General features: G+C 62.9%; 19 protein-coding genes and 1 pseudogene. 9 read left to right on the top strand and 11 right to left on the bottom strand.

Annotated features, from left to right (window positions below; translation table 11 throughout):
• Nucleotides 1–153 precede the first annotated feature (153 nt).
• Complete coding sequence (locus tag IHE39_RS01515) at nt 154–843, top strand: HAD family hydrolase (RefSeq protein WP_192565281.1); 690 nt, start codon at nt 154–156, stop codon at nt 841–843.
• Between the two features lie 19 nt (nt 844–862).
• On the opposite strand, the gene IHE39_RS01510 is transcribed toward IHE39_RS01515, so the two are convergent.
• Nucleotides 863–1,873, bottom strand: coding sequence for an alpha/beta fold hydrolase (locus IHE39_RS01510; protein ID WP_246485401.1), 1,011 nt, complete (start codon nt 1,871–1,873; stop codon nt 863–865).
• Between IHE39_RS01510 and IHE39_RS01505 the strand changes: the two genes are divergently transcribed.
• The gene (locus IHE39_RS01505; protein WP_192565280.1) at nt 1,857–2,438 is read left to right on the top strand and encodes a CGNR zinc finger domain-containing protein; all 582 of its coding nucleotides are present in this window, start codon (nt 1,857–1,859) and stop codon (nt 2,436–2,438) included. The genes IHE39_RS01510 and IHE39_RS01505 overlap by 17 nt on opposite strands.
• A 15-nt stretch (nt 2,439–2,453) precedes the next feature.
• Here the strand turns inward: IHE39_RS01505 and IHE39_RS01500 are convergent, their stop codons facing one another.
• Nucleotides 2,454–3,335 carry a LysR substrate-binding domain-containing protein gene (locus IHE39_RS01500; protein WP_115733086.1) on the bottom strand — a complete coding sequence of 294 codons (882 nt, stop codon included), beginning with the start codon at nt 3,333–3,335 and terminating at the stop codon, nt 2,454–2,456.
• Between the two features lie 140 nt (nt 3,336–3,475).
• Here IHE39_RS01500 and IHE39_RS01495 point away from each other — a divergent pair, with 140 nt between their 5' ends.
• A complete protein-coding gene (locus IHE39_RS01495) occupies nt 3,476–4,171 on the top strand; it encodes an FMN-dependent NADH-azoreductase (RefSeq protein ID WP_192565279.1) in 696 nt (231 codons plus the stop codon).
• A 103-nt stretch (nt 4,172–4,274) separates the two neighbouring features.
• On the opposite strand, the gene IHE39_RS01490 is transcribed toward IHE39_RS01495, so the two are convergent.
• Nucleotides 4,275–4,871, bottom strand: coding sequence for a hypothetical protein (locus IHE39_RS01490; protein WP_192565278.1), 597 nt, complete (start codon nt 4,869–4,871; stop codon nt 4,275–4,277).
• Between the two features lie 127 nt (nt 4,872–4,998).
• On the opposite strand from IHE39_RS01490, the gene thrC reads away from it, so the two are divergent.
• From thrC to IHE39_RS01470, 4 genes are read left to right on the top strand one after another with little or no spacing between them, the layout of a single operon-like run.
• The gene (thrC, locus tag IHE39_RS01485) at nt 4,999–6,396 is read left to right on the top strand and encodes a threonine synthase (protein WP_192565277.1); all 1,398 of its coding nucleotides are present in this window, start codon (nt 4,999–5,001) and stop codon (nt 6,394–6,396) included.
• Nucleotides 6,397–6,410: 14 nt separating this feature from the next.
• Nucleotides 6,411–7,703 (top strand): M16 family metallopeptidase, encoded by a 1,293-nt coding sequence (locus IHE39_RS01480; protein WP_192565276.1) that lies wholly within the window; start codon nt 6,411–6,413, stop codon nt 7,701–7,703.
• 15 nt (nt 7,704–7,718) lie between these two features.
• Nucleotides 7,719–8,315 carry a GNAT family N-acetyltransferase gene (locus tag IHE39_RS01475; protein WP_115733090.1) on the top strand — a complete coding sequence of 199 codons (597 nt, stop codon included), beginning with the start codon at nt 7,719–7,721 and terminating at the stop codon, nt 8,313–8,315.
• Nucleotides 8,316–8,317: 2 nt separating this feature from the next.
• Entirely contained in the window at nt 8,318–11,209 is a 2,892-nt protein-coding gene (locus IHE39_RS01470; protein ID WP_184769410.1) for an EAL domain-containing protein, read from the top strand.
• Here IHE39_RS01470 and IHE39_RS01465 read toward each other — a convergent pair.
• Nucleotides 11,200–11,808: a YqgE/AlgH family protein gene (locus IHE39_RS01465; RefSeq protein ID WP_192565275.1), complete on the bottom strand. Its 609-nt coding sequence runs from the start codon at nt 11,806–11,808 to the stop codon at nt 11,200–11,202. The two genes, IHE39_RS01470 and IHE39_RS01465, sit on opposite strands and share 10 nt — an antisense overlap.
• Nucleotides 11,809–11,956: 148 nt before the next feature.
• Here IHE39_RS01465 and IHE39_RS01460 point away from each other — a divergent pair, with 148 nt between their 5' ends.
• Both IHE39_RS01460 and IHE39_RS01455 read left to right on the top strand, forming a co-directional pair.
• A complete protein-coding gene (locus IHE39_RS01460) occupies nt 11,957–12,763 on the top strand; it encodes a protein-disulfide reductase DsbD domain-containing protein (RefSeq protein WP_192565274.1) in 807 nt (268 codons plus the stop codon).
• 117 nt (nt 12,764–12,880) lie between these two features.
• A complete protein-coding gene (locus IHE39_RS01455) occupies nt 12,881–13,366 on the top strand; it encodes a peroxiredoxin (RefSeq protein WP_184769412.1) in 486 nt (161 codons plus the stop codon).
• A gap of 80 nt (nt 13,367–13,446) precedes the next feature.
• Here IHE39_RS01455 and rnhA read toward each other — a convergent pair whose 3' ends face one another.
• From rnhA to IHE39_RS01415, 7 genes and pseudogenes are all read right to left on the bottom strand, one after another.
• A complete protein-coding gene (gene rnhA / locus IHE39_RS01450; protein WP_067964568.1) occupies nt 13,447–13,896 on the bottom strand; it encodes a ribonuclease HI in 450 nt (149 codons plus the stop codon).
• A complete protein-coding gene (locus IHE39_RS01445) occupies nt 13,893–14,855 on the bottom strand; it encodes a homoserine kinase (RefSeq protein ID WP_184769413.1) in 963 nt (320 codons plus the stop codon). The genes rnhA and IHE39_RS01445 overlap by 4 nt, the downstream gene beginning before the upstream one ends.
• The gene (gene ispH / locus IHE39_RS01440) at nt 14,855–15,865 is read right to left on the bottom strand and encodes a 4-hydroxy-3-methylbut-2-enyl diphosphate reductase (RefSeq protein ID WP_192565273.1); all 1,011 of its coding nucleotides are present in this window, start codon (nt 15,863–15,865) and stop codon (nt 14,855–14,857) included. Before ispH ends, IHE39_RS01445 begins: the two co-directional genes overlap by 1 nt.
• 155 nt (nt 15,866–16,020) lie before the next feature.
• On the bottom strand, nt 16,021–16,758 hold the full coding sequence (locus IHE39_RS01435) for an SURF1 family protein (protein ID WP_192565272.1): 738 nt from the start codon (nt 16,756–16,758) through the stop codon (nt 16,021–16,023).
• Nucleotides 16,759–16,772: 14 nt separating this feature from the next.
• On the bottom strand, nt 16,773–17,159 hold the full coding sequence (locus IHE39_RS01430; protein ID WP_192565271.1) for a DUF983 domain-containing protein: 387 nt from the start codon (nt 17,157–17,159) through the stop codon (nt 16,773–16,775).
• A pseudogene (locus tag IHE39_RS30505) lies at nt 17,156–17,747 on the bottom strand (L,D-transpeptidase family protein). Before IHE39_RS30505 ends, IHE39_RS01430 begins: the two are co-directional and overlap by 4 nt.
• A gap of 83 nt (nt 17,748–17,830) precedes the next feature.
• Nucleotides 17,831–18,721 carry a cytochrome c oxidase subunit 3 gene (locus tag IHE39_RS01415; protein WP_184769418.1) on the bottom strand — a complete coding sequence of 297 codons (891 nt, stop codon included), beginning with the start codon at nt 18,719–18,721 and terminating at the stop codon, nt 17,831–17,833.

Below are 18,721 nucleotides of genomic sequence, written 5' to 3'. Positions count from 1 at the left end.
CGTTACTATTTACTCGCCGTTATGGTTACCGATCAGCGTAAACAATTGATGAAGCGGGCGTTCTAATTTGCGGATCGGGCCAGAATGGTGTAATCGCCGCGCCTTGAACTTTTCCGACCGCGCGCCCTCGGCGCCCCAGCTTCCCGGACTGCCATGACCCAGCCAGACCTAGTGATATTCGATTGCGACGGCGTGCTCGTCGATTCCGAAATCATCGCCGCCCGCGTCGAAGCAGAGCTGCTGACCGCGGCCGGCTTCGAGATATCAGCCGAGGAAATCGCCGAGAGCTATGCCGGGCTGACCTTCAAGGACATCATGCTGAAGATCGAGGAGAAGGCGGCGATCCCCTTCCAGGCCTCGCTGATCAGCCATGCCGAGGAACTTGTCGACCGCAAGCTGAAGACGGATGTGCGCGCCATCGACGGCGTGCATGAAGCTGTCGCAGCCGTCACCGCACCGCGCTGCATCTGCTCCAATTCGACCAGCGAGCGCATCGAGATGATGCTCGAGCGCACGCGCATCCTGCCACTGTTCAAGGGCCGCATCTTTTCGGCACTGGAAACCCCGAGCAAGAAGCCAAAGCCGTCGCCAGACGTCTTCCTGCACGCCGCAAGCACCTACGGTGCCGATCCGGCCAAGACCTTCGTCATCGAGGATTCGGTGCACGGCATCGCAGGGGCGGTTTCCGCCGGCATGCGCGTCATCGGCTTCACCGGCGGCGCGCACAGCTACCCCGGCCATGCCGACATGCTGACCGAAGCAGGTGCCGAAACGGTGATTCGCCGCTGGGCCGACCTTGGCGGCGTGCTCGAAGCACTCGGTATGTGGTCTGAGCACGCCTGACGCACGCGGCCGACAGGATTTACCTGCCTGGCGCGTGCCACGTCCGATCGACAAAGTCGGCGATCAGCGGCACGATTTCGGGCAGTTTCTCTTCAAGCGCGAAGTGCCCGGTCTCGAGCAGGTGCAACTCCGCTTCCGGCAGGTCGCGGAGATAGGCATGCGCGCCTGGTTCCGGAAAGAACGGATCGTCCTTACCCCACACGATCAGCGTCCTTGGCCGATGCTGCCGCAACCAGGCCTGCCATTCGCTGTAGCGTGCGACGTTGCTGTGGTAGTCGAACGCCAGGTCGACCTGCGGCTGCTTGCGGCCGGGTTGATCGAGGAAATGCTGGTCGAGCGTCCAGCCATCAGGTGCCAATAGTTCCTGCTGTCCGATGCCGGTTTCATACTGGAAGCGCGTGCCCGAAAGCGTCAGCAGGTCGCGTATCGTCTGCTCTGCATCCGGCTGCTCGGGCCTGAGTGCGATGAAATCGCGGGCGCCGTCGGACAGGCCCTCTTCGTACGCATTGCCGTTCTGGATGATCAGGCCGGCGAACCATTCGGGATGCCGCGTCGCCAGACGGAAACCGACAGGCGCACCGAAATCGAAGAGATAGGAGACGAAGCGGTCCAGGCCCAATCCTTTGACAAACCCTTCCATCGTGTCGGCGAGCTGGTCGAACGTGTAGGCAAAGTTTCCGCCCGCGCTTGCTGGCAACGGCACTTCGCTGTGGCCAAACCCCGGATAATCAGGTGCGATGACCCGGTAGCGGTTGCCGATCGCGTCGATCAGGCGGCGGAACTGATGCGAAGCCGAGGGGAAGCCGTGCAGCAATAGCAGTACGGGCGCGTCAGGGCCGGCCTCGACCGGGATCGACTCACGGTAAAAGATGCTGACGCCATCGACGTCGAGATAACGATGGACAATGCGGGGAAAAGCCAGGATTGTCATTTCACATGCCTTAAATGTAGAATTATGCATTACAACATTCATCCAAACGTGTAATGTGTCAATGGCAACCTTAGGAGTTAGTATGAACGCCGACATCATCCCGCTCACCGGCGAGCTCCTGGGGCTGGACCTGATCAACACACGGGCGCGCAGCGGGGCCGACAGCATCGACCATCTGGCAACGCCTGATAGCTTGCGGGCATGGGTGGCGCTGGAAGTCGAGCGGCTGGGCGAGTTTGGCGGAGATGCGCTCGCAAAGGTCACGCAAGCCGACCTCGCCCTCATTCGCTCGCTGCGCGAATGTGCGAGCCAGCTAGTAGACCAAGTCCGGCATGGCAAGGCGCCGTCAGACACCAGTCTGCGCGAGCTCAACCAGACGCTTTCGGCAGCCCCGGTTCATCTCGAGCTTCGGTGGGGCGGATCGTCAATGGCGGCCGAGCCCAGGCGCACGGGCTCGGTGATCGCCGATCTGGCCGCGCATCTGGCCGAAGCCGTGGCGTTTGTGCTGACCGACCCGGGCGTCAGGACCATCCGCAAGTGCGAAGCCGAGGATTGCACGATGCTGTTTCTGCCGGCGAGCAACCGCCGTCGCTGGTGCGCGGCGGCGCGCTGCGGCAACCGCATGCGCGTCGCGCGCTATTACCAGCGTCACAAGGACAGCTGAGCGTCATTGAGCCAGTCAACGCTCCTGAGACAGCGCATCGAGCAGCCACTCGCTCAACATGCGCACCTCCAGCCGCGGCGTCCTGGGATGGACGAGGTGGAAATCGTAGCCGTCGATGGTCGGCCCGAACGGCTGGACCAGCACGCCCGACGCCAGGTCATCGGCGACGAGCACGAGGCTGAGCAGCGCCACCCCTTGCCCGGCTACGGCCGCCTGCACCGCATGACCGTCATCGTTGAAGCTGATGCCGGCATCGGCCTCGACACCTGCAACCCCAGCCGCATCGAACCAGCGCCGCCACGTCGGCGTGTCGGCGTTCGGGTGCCTCCAGCGTGAATGAAGCAGCGTGACGTGGCGCATGTCATCCAGCGCCTTCAGGCCAAGGCGGGCACTGCATACCGGCGCAAAGCGGTTGGCCATCAGCCAGGTCGAGCTAAGATCCGGATAAGGCCCACGGCCATAGCGCACGGCCGCGTCGGCGATACCGCTGCGAAAATCGACGGGATCGTCCGACGCATGCAGGCTGAGGTCGACAGTTGGATAGCGCTCGCGAAACGACGCCACCCGCGGCACCAGCCAGCGTGCAGTAAATGAGGTGGTGGCCGACAGCGTGACCACGCTGCGGCGGCGTTCCGAGACACGGTCGAGCGCTTCGGCGAAAGAATCGAACCCGTCGCGCAGCACCGGGTAGAGCTCCCTCCCCTCGCGCGTCAGCACCACTTGCCGTGTGCGGCGATCGAACAGCCGCAAGGCCAGCGTTTCCTCCAGCAGCCTGATCTGGTGGCTGATGGCGGTTGGCGTAACCCCCAGCTCCTCGGCAGCCTGCTTGAAGCTCGCATGACGGGCGGCGGCCTCGAAGGCACGCAGCGTCGCAAGCGGAGGCAGTTGGCGACGCATGATCCTACCTCATCTGTTACATGATGAATTCGATTTCGCCACGCAACATATCACCCATTATTTTCAAATGGAACGCAAGCAGCACGTCAACGCGCCGCGCGCAATCAGATGAGCTATTCTATCTTATGGGAACCCATGAAATGACCAAGATCCTGCATATCGACGCCAGCGCTCGCCCGCATTCTTCAGCTGAGAACCCGTTCGGATCGCACAGCCGGCGCCTGGGTGAGCGTTTTGCGCGGGCATGGCGAGCTGCATATGGCGGCGATGAAAACATCGTCTATCGCGACGTCGGCCAGCAGCCGCCACAGCCGGTGACCGGCAACTGGATCCACGCCGCGTTCACCAAGCCGGAGCAGCGCCTGCCGTGGATGACCGAGACGCTTGCCGAAAGCGATTCCTTGATCGACGAGTTGCTTGCGGCCGACATCATCGTTGCCGGCGTGCCGATGTACAATTTCGCGCCACCGGCACAATTCAAGGCGTGGATCGACAACATCGTGCGGGTCGGCCGCACCTTCGGCTTCGACCGGTCGCGCGCCGGCGATCCCTACTGGCCGTTGCTCGCCAGCGCCAACAAGACACTCGTTATCCTGTCGTCGCGTGGCGACCATGGTTATGGCAAGGGCGGCAGGATCGAGGCGCTCAACCACGTCGAGGCCAGCATCTCGACCGCCTTCAACTATGTCGGCATCACCGACATCAGGTCGGTGGCAATCGAGTTCGACGAATTTGCCGACGCCAGGCTAGAGGCGTCGATCGAAAAGGCCGAAGCCGAGGTCGACGCGCTTGTCGCGACACTGGTCAGGGAACGACAGGGGCGGAACGCCGCCTGAAGCAGCAGATGTTGACGGCGCATGCCTGGCGCGACCGGCGTCCTTATTTGGACACGGACGCTCCAGGCTTTTTCACGGCCGACGCGGTCGTCAGGCTTACGCCTTACGGCTTTGCGGGCTTCTTGGCCGGACCTTCGTCGTAGCCGACATAGATCACGATGTCGCGCGCCGTCGGGTTGGGGATGTTGATGTTCGGCACGGTGAACACCCACTGGGTCGCCGTCGAAGGATCGCTCACCTGCACGGCGTTCTTGTGCAGTTCGGAGTAGAGCACCTCTTCGCCGCGGGTCACGGCAACCCGGATCGGCATGGTGATCGCACCGGCACCGCCTGCGGGACCGACCACGACCTTGCCGGCGACACCAACCTTGATGGTCATGGTGCCGTCAGCGCGGGTGCAGCTGCGCGTAACGTCGGTGATGGCCGACTGGTGGACGAGCTTGGCAGGGTCGTCCTGGCCGCCCTTGGCATAGCTGTTGAAGAAGGCAGTGCCGTCACGCAACGTGATGTTAGGGCAGTAGGCAAGCAACTCGCTGGCCAGGATCTTGCCCTCTTCGGCCGCGATCACCTTGGGATCCTTCGGGGCGGGAGGGCTAAAAAAGCCGCCGCTGCCGCCTGATTGGCAGCCTGTGACGGCGAGCATAAAGCCGGCGGTCGCCAAAGCCGTCAGAAAACGGCCGTCGATCAAACGAAACACCATGAACTGCACTTCCCTCTCGCAAAGCAGTCGTTCTATATCAACCGCGCGGCAAAAATGCGACTGACGGAGCGCAGTTTTCCCGTCCTGCCGACAGGCAGCAGGTCGCATAGCCTTGGATTGGATAGATATGCACTATGTGAGCACCCGTGGGGAAGCGCCCACGCTCGGATTTTCTGATGCTGTACTTGCCGGCCTCGCGCGCGATGGCGGCCTCTACCTGCCGGCACAGTGGCCGACTTTCAGCGCCGCCGAAATCCGGGCCATGCGCGGCCTGAGCTATCCCAATCTCGCGATCAAACTGCTGACCCCGTTCCTTGGCGGCGAAATCAAGCAGGACGTGTTCGAGCGCCTGGTGCGTGAGGCCTATGCCTCGTTCCGCCATGACGCGGTGTGCCCGCTGATCCAGACCGGCGCCAACAGCTTCGTGCTCGAACTGTTCCACGGCCCCACGCTCGCCTTCAAGGACGTTGCCATGCAGCTGCTGGCGCGGCTGATGGACCATGTGCTTGCCGAACGCGGCCAGCGTGCAACCATCGTCGGTGCCACCTCGGGCGATACCGGCGGCGCAGCCATCGAAGCGTTTGCCGGGCGCGAACGTACCGACATCTTCATCCTGTTCCCGCATGGTCGCGTCTCGGCGGTGCAGCAGCGCCAGATGACGACGTCTGATGCCGCCAATGTCCATGCGCTGTCGATCGAAGGAAATTTCGACGACTGCCAGGGCTTGGTGAAGGACATGTTCAACGACCACGGCTTCCGCGACCGCGTCCAGCTGTCGGGCGTGAACTCGATCAACTGGGCTCGCATCATGGCCCAGATCGTCTATTATTTCTCGTCCGCCATCTCGCTCGGCGCGCCGGACCGGCAGGTTTCCTTCACTGTGCCGACCGGTAATTTCGGCGACATCTTCGCCGGCTATGCCGCCAAGAAGATGGGGTTGCCGATCGACCAGCTTGTCATTGCCACCAACGACAACGACATTCTCGACCGCACGCTGAAGAGCGGCGAATACCGCCAGACCGGCGTGGTGGCTACCACCTCGCCGTCGATGGACATCCAGGTCTCGTCCAACTTCGAACGCCTGCTGTTCGAGGTCTCCAACCGCGATGCCACGGTGGTGCGCCGCTACATGGCGAGCCTCAAGCAGTCCGGCGCCTTCACCATCGAAGCGCAGTCGCTTGCCGCCATCCGCGGCGAATTCGGTGCGGGACGCGCCGACATGGCTGATACCGCAGCGACCATCCGTGCGACGCTCGAAAAGAGCGGCTACCTGCTCGACCCGCACACCGCGACTGCCATGCATGTCGCATCCAGCCTGCCCAAAAGCGATGTACCAATGGTCGTGCTGGCCACCGCGCACCCGGCAAAGTTCCCCGCGGCGGTACTCGCAGCCAGCGGCATCGAGCCGGCTTTGCCAAAATGGCTGTCGGGGCTGATGGAACGTAAGGAAAAGTTCACGGTACTTCCATCAGAGATAAAAATGGTGGAAGATTACATTAGCCGCCGCACACGAGTGGCGGATTAGGGAGTACGCGTAATATGGGTGTTGAGGTAAGCCGTCTGTCGAACGGCCTGACAGTGGCCACTGAAACACTTCCAAGCGTAGAGACAGTCGCTCTCGGCACATGGGTCAAGTCCGGCGCGCGCAACGAGCGCGACGACGAGCATGGCATGGCCCATCTGCTCGAACACATGGCCTTCAAGGGCACCAAGAACCGGACTGCCTTCCAGATCGCCTCTCAGATCGAAAATGTCGGCGGCGAGATCAACGCCGCCACGTCGGTCGAAACGACCTCCTTTTACGCCCGCGTGCTGGCCGACGACGTGCCGCTGGCAGTCGACATCCTTTCCGACATTCTCCAGGATTCCGAGTTCGACCCCAACGAACTCGAGCGCGAGCAGCATGTGATCCTGCAGGAGATCGGCGCGGCGCATGATACCCCCGACGACATCGTCTTCGACCGCTTCACCGAGACCGCCTTCCGTCACCAGACGATTGGCCGCTCGATTCTCGGCACGCCCGAGACCGTGCAATCGTTCACCTCGGCCAATTTGCACGACTTCATGCAGCGCCAGTACGGCGCCGAGCGGATGGTCGTGGTGGCTGCCGGCGACGTCAAGCATGACGATTTCGTCCGGCACGTCGAAAAACGCCTCGGCAATTTCCGCTCCAAGGCCGAAAGCGCCATTCCGCAGTACGCGCAATATGTCGGCGGCGACTTCCGCGAGGACCGCGACCTGATGGACGCGCAGATCGTGCTCGGCTTCGAAGGCCGCGCCTATCATGTGCGCGACTTCTACGCCTCGCAGGTCCTGTCGATGATTCTCGGCGGCGGCATGTCGTCGCGACTGTTCCAGGAAGTGCGCGAGAAGCGCGGCCTGTGCTACTCGGTCTATGCCTTCCATTGGGGTTTTTCCGACACCGGCATCTTCGGCATCCATGCCGCCACCGGCCAGAGCGACATCGCCGAGCTGATCCCTGTGATCATCAACGAACTGCAGCGGACCGGCGAGAGCATCCTGCTCGAAGAGCTGGACCGCGCCCGTGCGCAATATCGTGCCGGCCTGATCATGTCGGCCGAGAGCTGCTCCAGCCGTGCTTCGCAGATCGCGCGCCAGTTGCTGCTGTTTGGCCGTCCCATCGCCAAGGAAGAGCTGATGGAACGTCTGTCGGCGCTTACCGTCGACCGTCTGACCGACCTGTCGTCGCGCTTGTTTTCGACGCGCCCGACGATTACCGCCGTTGGCCCCATCGGCACGCTTGCGCCCTACGAATCAATCCTGGACTCGTTGCCGGGCGCACAGGCAACCGCCCGCAAGCTCGCTGTCTGAGCAGCATTTGCACGCATGTTCTCGCTCTCGCTTTTTCGCCGCGATACCCCGGCACTAAGAGGCGAACGCGTCAACCTGCGCCTGCCAAACTGGCGCGACTACCACGAGTGGGTGGCGCTGCGCGCTGAAAGCCGTTCGTTCCTCGAACCCTGGGAGCCGCGCTGGGCACCCGACGAGCTCGACCGCTCGGCCTGGCGCATCCGCCTCGCGCGCTACCAGGATGAATTCATCCAGGGCACGGCGGCCGCCTTCTTCATCTACCAGAATTCGACCGGCAAGCTCGTCGGCGGCATCACGCTCGGCAACATACGCTATGGCGTCGCCCAGACCGGGCACATCGGCTACTGGATCGGCGAGCGATACGCAGGCCAGGGCCTGATGGTCGATGCCCTCAAGTTGGTGGTGCGGCACGCCTTCGATACGCTTCGGTTGCACCGGATCGAGGCTGCCTGTATCCCCGACAATGCACGCTCCGTACGCGTGCTTGAAAAAGCCGGATTCCGGCGCGAAGGACTTTTGCGATCCTACCTCAGGATCAACGGCGAATGGCATGACCACTACCTCTACGCACTGATTGCGGACGACCCGCAAGCTGTCACCATGAAGGCCTGAACTTGTCGAAGCATTTCCTGTTGGCGCCGCTGTTTGCGCTCATCGTTTCCATTGTCGCGAGCGTCTGCGCGGTGTCGCAGGCCCTGGCCGTGGAGCCGATCAAGATCTCCCGTGACGACGTCGCGCTCAATCTCACAGGCGCCGTCGAGATCTACCGGAATCAGGGCGAGAACTTTCAGGTTTCGACAGCACCGGGTATCGACGGCATCGTGCGCCGCATCGAAGTCGAAGCCAACGACAAGCGCCGCTCGACGGGCGATTGGGCCGTCTTCGCGCTTGCCAATACCACCGACCAGGTCATCGACCGCCTGATCGTTGCACCGCATTTCCGCCTCGTCGGTTCCGGCCTGTTCTGGCCCGATCTCGGCTCGAGCCGCATCGCCGCCATCACGCCGAGCGAAGGCTTCACGCTCGACCGCCAGGCCAGCCCCGACGCCGACGTGTTCCTGATCACGCTCAACCCGAACTCGGTGGTGACCTTTATCGCCGAGCTCGCTTCCCCCAAGCTGCCGCAGGTCTATCTGTGGGAACCCGAAGCCTACAAGGACACGGTCAACTCCTACACGCTGTTCCGCGGCATCGTCATCGGCATTGCCGGCCTGCTGGCGCTGTTCTTGACCATCCTGTTCGTGGTCAAGGGAACGTCGATGTTCCCAGCCACCGCAGCGCTCGCCTGGGCGGTTCTGGCCTATATCTGCGTCGACTTCGGCTTCCTCAACAAGGTCATCGAGGTCTCCCCCGGCAATGAGCAGATATGGCGAGCGGGCACGGAGGTGGCGCTCGCCGGCACCTTCGTGGTGTTCCTGTTCGCCTATCTCAACCTCAACCGCTGGCACGGCCATTTCAGCTACGGCGCCTTCGTCTGGGTCATCGGCCTGCTGCTCATCGCCGGCGTCGCCATCATCGACCCGGCCGTCGCCGCTGGCATCGCTCGTATTTCCTTCGCAGCCACCGCCCTTACCGGCCTTGGCCTGATCGTCTACCTCAGCATCCGCGGCTACGACCGCGCCATAATGCTGGTGCCCAGTTGGGCGATGGTGCTGATCTGGCTCAGCGGCTCGTGGATGGCGATAACAGGCATCCTCGACAACGACATCGTCCAGCCCGCACTCGGCGGCGGCCTGATCCTGATCATCCTTCTGATCGGCTTCACCGTGATGCAGCATGCTTTCGCCGGCGGCGGCGCGCATCAGGGCCTGTTCAGCGACATGGAGCGGCAGGCGCTGGCGATCTCGGGTTCCGGCGACATCGTCTGGGACTGGGACGTGCTGCGCGACCGCGTCGTCACCCGCCCCGACGTCTCGATACAGCTCGGCCTCGCGCCCAACAGCCTGGGCGGTGCTGCCCGCAACTGGCTGCCGGTGCTGCATTCCGACGATCGCGACACCTTCCGCACCACCCTCGACGTCGTGCTGGAGCATCGCCGCGGCCGCGTCTCGCAAAGCTTCCGCCTGCGCGGTGCTGACGGCCACTATCACTGGTTCTCGCTCAAGGCGCGGCCGGTGATCGGCTCGGACGGCGAAGTGATCCGCTGTGTCGGCACCATGGTCGACGTCACCGAGCAGAAGAAATCCGAAGAGCGACTGCTGCACGACGCCGTGCATGACAATTTGACCGGCTTGCCCAACCGCGAACTGTTCATGAACCGGCTCGAGGCAATCATCTCGATCGCCCGCACCGAAGAGAAGGTGCGACCGTCGGTGTTCGTCATCGACATCGACCGCTTCAAGCTGGTCAATGACGGCCTCGGCATTTCGGCTGGCGACACAATCCTGCTGACCATCGCACGCCGCCTGCACCGCCTGCTTAAGCCCAAGGATTCGCTGTCACGCTTCGCCGGCGACCAGTTCGCCCTGATGCTGCTGTCGGAACAGGATCCGTCGCGCATCGCTGCCGTTGCCGACGCCATCAAGCAGGCGATCAAGGCGCCGATCACCTTTGCCAAGCGCGAGATCGTGCTGACCGCTTCAGTGGGCCTGATCACCTGGACCACCGCGCAGGCCACGGCCGAGGACATGGTCAAGGACGCCGAGCTTGCCATGCACCAGGCCAAGCGTTTCGGCGGCGACCGCATCGAGCCGTTTCGCCCTGCCTTCCGTACTGTCGGCACCGATCGCCTTCAGCTCGAATCCGACCTCCGCCGCGCCATCGAGCGCAAGGAATTCACGCTGGCCTACCAGCCGATCGTGCGGTTGGAAGACGGCAGCGTCGCCGGCTTCGAGGCGCTGCTCAGGTGGGATCACCCGCGCCGCGGCATGATCCCGCCTGGTGATTTCATCCCGGTTGCCGAAGGCTGTGGCCTGATCGTCCAGCTGGGCCTGTTCGCCATGCAGCGCGCCGCCGAAGACCTCGCCGAATGGCAAAAGCAGATCAGCGATGCGCCGCTGTCGGTGTCGGTCAATCTGTCGAGCCGCCAGCTCATCAGGCGCGACCTCGTCAGCGACGTCCGCTCGGTCATCGCGCGGGCAAATCTCAAGCCGCGCTGCTTCCGCCTGGAACTCACCGAGTCGCTGGTCATGGACAATCCCGAGCAGACCAACCACGTGCTGACCAAGCTCAAGCAGCTTGGCATCGGCCTGTCGCTCGACGATTTCGGCACCGGCTATTCGTCGCTCGCCTACCTCACCCGCTTCCCATTCGACACTATCAAGATCGACAAGAGCTTCGTCGACGATACCTCGCCCAAGCGCGCGGTGCTGCTCAAGTCGATGGTCAACATGGCGCACGAACTCGGGCTATCGGTCGTCGCCGAAGGCATCTCCGATGAGAGCGACGCGCTCGAATTGCGGCAGATGGGCTGCGAGTATGTCCAGAGCTTCATGTTCGGCGCGCCGGTTCCCGGCGACCAGGCCCTGAAGATGCTGAAAGAGCAGTATCCGCTTGCTCAGGCGTGACCGGCAGCGCTGCTGAGGCGCGCGAGATCGATACCGAGCGTCGCCAGGATGCGGTCGTACTTGCGATCAATGTCGGTATCGAACAGAAGCTCCGACGTCGCCGGGCAGGTCAGCCAGCCATTTTCGGCGATCTCGCTTTCGAGCTGGCCCGCACCCCAGCCGGAATAGCCCAGCGCCATCAGTGCATGACGCGGCCCGCGCCCGGCGGAGATCGCGCGCAGGATGTCGACAGTCGCGGTCAGGCAGATCTCTTCCGATACCGGCAGCGAGGATTCGACCTTGTAGTCGTCGCTGTGCAGCACGAAGCCGCGGCTGCGGTCGACCGGCCCGCCGTTGCGGACGATGAAGTCCTTGGCCTTCATCGGCAGCCGGATCGCCTCCTGCTCGTCGAGAATGCCGAGTTGCACCAGCAAATCGGAAAACAGCAGCGGCTGGACCTGGTTGATGATCAGGCCCATGGCGCCTTCGTCGCTATGGGCGCAGATGTAGATGACGGCGCGCGAGAACCTGTCGTCCTTCATCCCCGGCATGGCGATGAGGAACTGATCGTCGAGAAAACCGCGCTGCGAGGCGCCCTTTTTCTGGCGTATGAGGTCCATGGCTTGAAGGTATCGCGTTTCCTGCCGTCTTGAAAGATGGCGCACGGCGCGGCGCGTTCATCTTTTGACAGGCAACGTCACGCAAAAATGATGCGATGTGTTGGCGCCCCCTGTTGCGGACGCAGCGGGAGCCTATCAAATCACCGCCATGAAAATTGCGTTTTGTTCCGCGATCTGCCTCGGCGCAGCCCTCTTCGCCGCTGCCCCCGCCCACGCTTCCTCGTCAGCCTGGTTCGAGGCCGAAGGCGGCCGCTTCCGCCTCGTCACCTCTGGAGCACCTGATGCTTCAGGCAAGCTCCAGGGCGCGCTCGACATCGAGCTCAAGCGCGGCTGGAAGACCTACTGGCGCGATCCCGGCAATTCCGGCGTGCCGCCACAGATCGACATTTCGGCGAGCCGCAACGTTTCTGGCGCGGAGTTCTCTTACCCTGCTCCGCGGCGGCATGACGATGGTTACTCCAAATGGGCCGGCTACGATCATTCCGTGCGCTTGCCCGTCAGCTTCACAGTCACGGCCCCTGGCGATCCGGCGACGATCACCGCCAACGTGTTCCTCGGCGTCTGCGAAACGATCTGCGTGCCGGTACAGGCCAAGCTCGAAGTCGATCCTGCCGCCGATCCCGACAATCCGGGCGATGCCATCCTGGTGAAGGCGGCCCTGGCTGCCCTTCCTGGTGCTGCACAGCCGGATTTCGGGGCCACGCTGGAACCGGGCGAAAGCGAGCACGTCTCGATCCTGGCGACCGCACCCGGGCCCGCTGACGCCCTGGACGTTTTCGTCGCTGGCGTGGACGGCTACGTCTTCGGCACCCCCGAGCGGCACGTCGAAGGCGGCAAGGCGGTGTTCACGATCAAGATGCTCGAACGCCCCGATGCAAAACCCTCAGGCAAGGGGCTACCTTACACGTTGACGGGTGCAGCTGGCGCGGTCGAAGGATTTTTGCCCTATCCCTGAGCAAGGGCTGTCCAGCATCCTATATGCAGCTGGCCATTGGACGCGGGCGACATCTGCGCTAGGTGATTGCCGCGTCCTTCCGATTTCAACTCGAACACTACGCTTACGAGGAAATTCATGACTATTTCGATCGGCGACAAGTTGCCTGCGGCCACGTTCAAGACGATGACCGCCGATGGCGCCAAGAGCGTCAGCTCCGAAGAGATTTTTGCTGGCAAAAAGGTCGTGCTGTTTGCGGTGCCGGGTGCCTTCACGCCGACCTGCAGCAACAATCACCTGCCCGGCTATGTCGAAAACCATGACGCCATCATCGCGCGCGGCGTCGACACGATTGCCGTGGTCTCGGTCAACGACGTCCACGTCATGGGCGCCTGGGCGCGGTTCAGCGGCGGTGAAGGCAAGGTGCAGTTCCTCGCCGACGGCAGCGGCGACTTCGCCCGCGCCATCGGCCTCGACACCGATCTCTCGGCCGCCGGCATGGGCCTGCGCTCGAAGCGTTATTCGATGATCGTCGAAGACGGCAAGGTTGCCCAGCTCAACCTCGAGGGCGCACCCGGCCAGGCCATCGATTCGGGCGCTGCCCGCATTCTCGAACAGCTCTGAAACTGACACAGTTCTGAGACTGAAACGGGCGTGCTGCCTTGCGGCGGCACGCCACACTCGAGCCTGCCAGAATGCCGGGCCTATGCCTTGCGGCCACTCTTGAACGGCGCCATGCCCTCACGCGCGAGCTCGTCGGCGCGTTCGTTCTCGGGATGGCCGGCATGGCCCTTGACCCAGTGCCACTTGACCTTGTGACGCCTATTGGCCTCGTCCAGCGCCTGCCACAGCTCGCCGTTCTTGACCGGCTTCTTGTCGGCGGTCTTCCAGCCGTTCTTCTTCCAACCGTGGATCCATTTCGAGATCCCATCCATGACGTATTTGCTGTCGGTGTGCAGGTCGATCTCGCACGGCTCCTTGAGGGAGTTCAGCGCAGATATCGCAGCCAGCAACTCCATACGGTTGTTGGTGGTCTCCGCCTCGCCGCCCGACAGCTCCTTGACCTTGGCCTTGTAGCGCATGAGCGCGCCCCAGCCACCCGGACCCGGATTGCCCGAGCAGGCGCCATCGGTGAAAATTTCAACTTGCTTCATTTCAGTCCGTATTCCTGGGCGGACTTGATCGTCCGATGGAAGCGCATGCGGCGAATGTATTCCGACGGATCGCGCTTCATCACCAGCCCGCCATCCGGCACCGTCAGCCAGTCATAGAGCCGCGTCAGCATGAAGCGCAGCGCCGAACCACGCGCCAGGATCGGCAGCGCTGCCTTCTCGTCGTCGCTTAGCGGGCGGACGCTCTGGTAGCCGTCCAGCAGTGCGGTGCCCTTGGTCAGGTTGAAGGAAAAGTCCTTCTCAAAGCACCAGGCGTTGAGGCAGGTGGCAAGGTCGTAGGCATAGGCGTCATTGCAGGCGAAATAGAAGTCGATCAGGCCCGACAGCTTGTCACCGAGGAAAAACACATTGTCCGGGAACAGGTCGGCGTGGATGACGCCTGATGGCAAGCCCTTCGGCCAGCTCTTCTCGAATTCGGCAAAATCGGCGTCGACCTCTCGGGCGAGGCCCGGCTCGACTTCGTCGGCGCGCGGATGGGCGGCATCCCACAGCTTGCGCCAGCCGTCGATGGCGAGCGAGTTCGGCCGCGTCATCGCGAAATCCTGGCCGGCAATGTGCAACTCGGCCAGCGCCCTGCCGACCTCGCGGCAATGCACGACCTGGGGCCGGCGCAGCCACATGCCTTCGAGGAAGGTGATGATGACGGCGGGCCGGCCGGCTAGCGTGCCGATGACATTGCCGTCCTTGCCGTCGACCGGCAGCGGGCAAGACAGGCCCTTGTGGGCGAGATGCTGCATCAGGCCGAGAAAGAAGGGCAGGTCCGACTTCTCGACCCGCTTCTCATACAGCGTCAGGATGTACGACCCTGTCGTGGTGTGCAGCAGGAAATTGGTGTTCTCGGTACCCTCGGCAATGCCCTTGTAGGACAACAGCTCGCCCACCGGATAGTTGCGCAGGAACGCTTCGAGCTCACCCTCGCCGACATCGGTATAGACAGCCATCAGCCGTTTCCGTTGACGAAGGCCATGTCGGCTGGCGTCAGCTCGACGTCGCGCAATACCCGCATCACCGGAAACTCCTCCGTCTCGGTCGCCGTGATGGCGAGTTCCACGTTCACCTCGAAGCGCTCGCGGAACGCGTTGATGATCTCGTCGACGATGATCTCCGGTGCCGAAGCGCCCGCCGACAGGCCTAGCGTAGCGATGCCGCCAATGTCGCTCCACGGGATCTCCGACGCGCGCTGAACCAGCAGCGACATCTTGGCCCCTGCCCGCTCGGCGACTTCGACAAGTCGCCGGGAATTGGACGAGTTCGGCGCCCCGACGACCAGATAGAGGTCCGACCCCGGCGCCGTCTCCTTCACCGCATCCTGGCGGTTGGTCGTGGCGTAGCAGATCGATTCGGCGGCTGGCGCCTGCAATGCCGGAAACTTCTCCTGCAGCGCCTTCAGGATGCCTGCGGTGTCCTCGACCGAAAGCGTGGTCTGGGTGACGAATCCGAGTGCTTCGGGATCGGCCGGCGTGAAATTCTTCACGTCAGCTTCGGTCTCGATCAGCGTCACTGCGCCATCGTCCAGCTGGCCCATAGTCCCGATCACCTCGGGGTGGCCGGCGTGACCGATCAGCAGCACGTGACGTCCCTTGCGCTGGTGGCGCATCGCCTGCTTGTGCACTTTGGACACCAGCGGGCAGGTCGCGTCGAGATAAAAGAGATTGCGTGCCACGGCATCCGCCGGCACCGACTTCGGCACACCATGGGCGGAAAACACCACCGGCGCGTCGATATGATCCGCGGGAATCTCGCTCAGTTCCTCGATGAACACTGCACCCAGGTTCTGCAGCCCTTCGACGACGTAGCGGTTGTGCACGATCTCATGGCGGACATAGACCGGCGCGCCGTATTTTTTCAGCGCAAGCACGACGATCTGGATCGCCCGGTCGACCCCTGCGCAAAAGCCGCGCGGCTGGCAGAGCCTGATCGTCAGGGGCGGTTTGGCAATGGTCTGGAGCATCTAATCCGCTTCTTCGTTCAGGTGCCGAAATGATGTCTGTGCCCCCTTGCTGTCAAGGGAGGCTACAGCGCCGCGCGTCTTCTTTGACGCGCAAAGGACGCTGTAGCACTCTGAAATTGTGCATGATCCCGAATTCCGGGATCATGCACGGGCAGTCATTTGCCTTCGGGCCGGCGCAGCAGCCATACGCCCATGACACCCAGCAGTGCTGCCGCGAGGCCATACCATGTCACCGCGTATTGCAGGTGGTTGTTGGGCATGTCGACCATGGTCACGCCACCGACCGGCAGGCCACCGGGATTTGGCGTCTTGTCGGCATCGATGAAGAACGGCAGCACGGCAGCACCCGCAGGCAGCCCCGCACTTGCCGCCATGGCATCCCGGTCCTTCCAGTAGAAGACGTTCTTGACCAGGTCGTTGTCGGGCACCAGCGAGCCCGGCTTGCCCTCCAGTGGATTGCGGGCCAGCCCGACGATGCTGACCGGCCCCGCTATCTGGCTGGCCGGCCGCTTGGCAGCGTCCTTGAGATCGTAGGGAACGAAGCCGCGGTTCACCAGCGCGAAGCGGCCGTCGTCCAGCTTCAGCGGCGTATAGACGTAGAAGCCCGACTGGCCTTCCCATGTCGCCAGGAAGTGGCGTTCGCCTGCATGTACGAACGTGCCCGACAGCGTGACCGGCCAATAGTCGACATCGCCGGTGGCGCGGTACTTCACTTCCATTTCCGCCAGGGGCAACGGCTGGGACTTCGTGCGCTCGGCGATCTGGGCGACCAGTTCCTCTTTCCAGTAGAGACGCTGGACCTGCCAGCTGCCAAGCGCAATCAGCAGCGCAAAGGCAATGGTGCCGAGCACGAGCATCAACAATTGGCCGGAACGGCGCGCCGGGGCCGTCATGGTCTTTTCCTGGATCATTCGCCCTTGTCCAAACGCCCTTCGGCTGCCTTGTTGCGGTACTGCAGCGTTATCAGAACGCCCTTGATGAGGCGCAGCGAGCCGAGGCTGAGAACCACGGTCAACGGAATCCACAACAACAGATGGAGCCACAGCGGAGGCCCGAAATTGACCTCGAGCCATAGCGCAAGCCCGACCACGACAAAGCCGATGATCAGGATGACGAACACCGCCGGGCCGTCACCGGCGTCGGCAAAGGAATAGTCGAGCCGGCAGACGCCGCACTGCTTGCCGACAGACAGGAAGTTGCAAAACAGCCTGCCTTCGCCACAGCGCGGACAGCGCCCCTTCAGTCCGGCCGCGATCGGCTCGACCGGCGGCCAGATCGCCTGGTCATCGCTCATGGATTTATCTCGATGGGAGTGCCGTTTGCGACCATCTTCCAGATCTCCGCCATGTTCTCGTCGGTAACGGCGATGCAGCCGTTCGTCCAGTCGAACATCTGCATCAGCCAGGACCACCAGCCGTATCCACTACAGCGCCGCGCGTCCTTTGGACGCGCAAAGGACGCTGTAGCATTCTGAATCGGTGCATGACTTCCGAAAATCGAATTCGATTTTCGGAAGTCATGCACCGGGCTGACCGTGGATCATAATCATTCCGCCCGGTTCGACACCTGCCCTCTTTGCCGCAGCGACATCATCGGCATTGGGATAGGAGATGTGGACCGACCTGTAGTAGCCGCTTTCAGGATGGCGCCAATCGAGCACGTAGCGGCCTTCGGGCGTGCGCTCGTCGCCTTCCCTGCCTTTGTGCCCCACCGGGTTCGCTCCCAGCGCCATGGCGTAGCTGCGAACCACCTTGTCGCCGAAGAGCAGTTCCAGGCGGCGCTCCGACTTGTCGACCCGCACGAGGTCGACGGGTTCGGCGCGCACGCCACCGGCGGAAGAGAGAATCGCAAGAATCGGAACAACGAAGCGACTGGTCTGCATGGTGCAGGCTTGCTGCAAGAAAGCGCCCAAAAAGAGAAGGCGGTCGCGTTGCCGCGACCGCCTTGCATCAGCAACCGGATCGGTCAGTGGCCAGCAGCGATGGTGCCGCCTACCGAACCCCAGATGTAGATCGCGGTGAACAGGAACAGCCACACCACGTCGACGAAGTGCCAATACCAGGCAGCCGCCTCGAAGCCGAAATGCTGCTTGGGCGTGAAGCCGCCGGCCATGGCGCGGAACAGGCACACCAGCAGGAAGATCGTGCCGACGATGACGTGGAAGCCGTGGAAGCCCGTCGCCATGAAGAAGGTCGCGCCGTAGATCGAGTCCTTGAAGGCGAACGGAGCGTGGATGTACTCGTAGGCCTGCACGAACGAGAACAGGATGCCGAGGCCCACCGTCAGTGCGAGGCCGTTGATCAGGCCCTTGCGGTCGTTGTGCAGCAGGGCGTGGTGCGCCCAGGTCACCGCCGTGCCCGAGAGCAGCAGGATGATCGTGTTGTAGAGCGGCAAGTGGAAAGGATCGAGGATCTCGATGCCCTTCGGAGGCCAGACACCGCCGGTAAACTCGGCGCGCATCACCTGGTGCACTTCGTTCGGAAACAGTGCCGCGTCAAAGAAGGCCCAGAACCAGGCAACAAAGAACATCACCTCGGAGGCGATGAACATGATCATGCCGTAGCGCAGGTGCAGGGAGACGACGCGGGTATGATGACCCTCGTTGCCTTCCTTGATCGTATCCGACCACCAGCCGAACATGGTGTAGAGAACGATCAGCAGGCCGATCAGGAAGATCCAGTAGTTGGCGTCGGCCATGTTGTAGCCGAAGACCGGGAAGCTGCCGCCCTTGAGGTGCTGCATCCAGGCGACGCCGCCGAAAGCCATGATCAGCGCGCCCATCGAGGCAAGGAACGGCCACGGGCTGGGATCGATGATGTGATAGTCGTGTTGTGGTTTCGCGTGCGCGTCTGCCAT

The organism is Aminobacter carboxidus (assembly GCF_014863355.1).
Classification (GTDB): Bacteria; Pseudomonadota; Alphaproteobacteria; order Rhizobiales; family Rhizobiaceae; genus Aminobacter; species Aminobacter carboxidus.
Note: the sequence above shows the minus strand (reverse complement) of the source record. Positions and strands in the feature narration are given on the sequence as shown.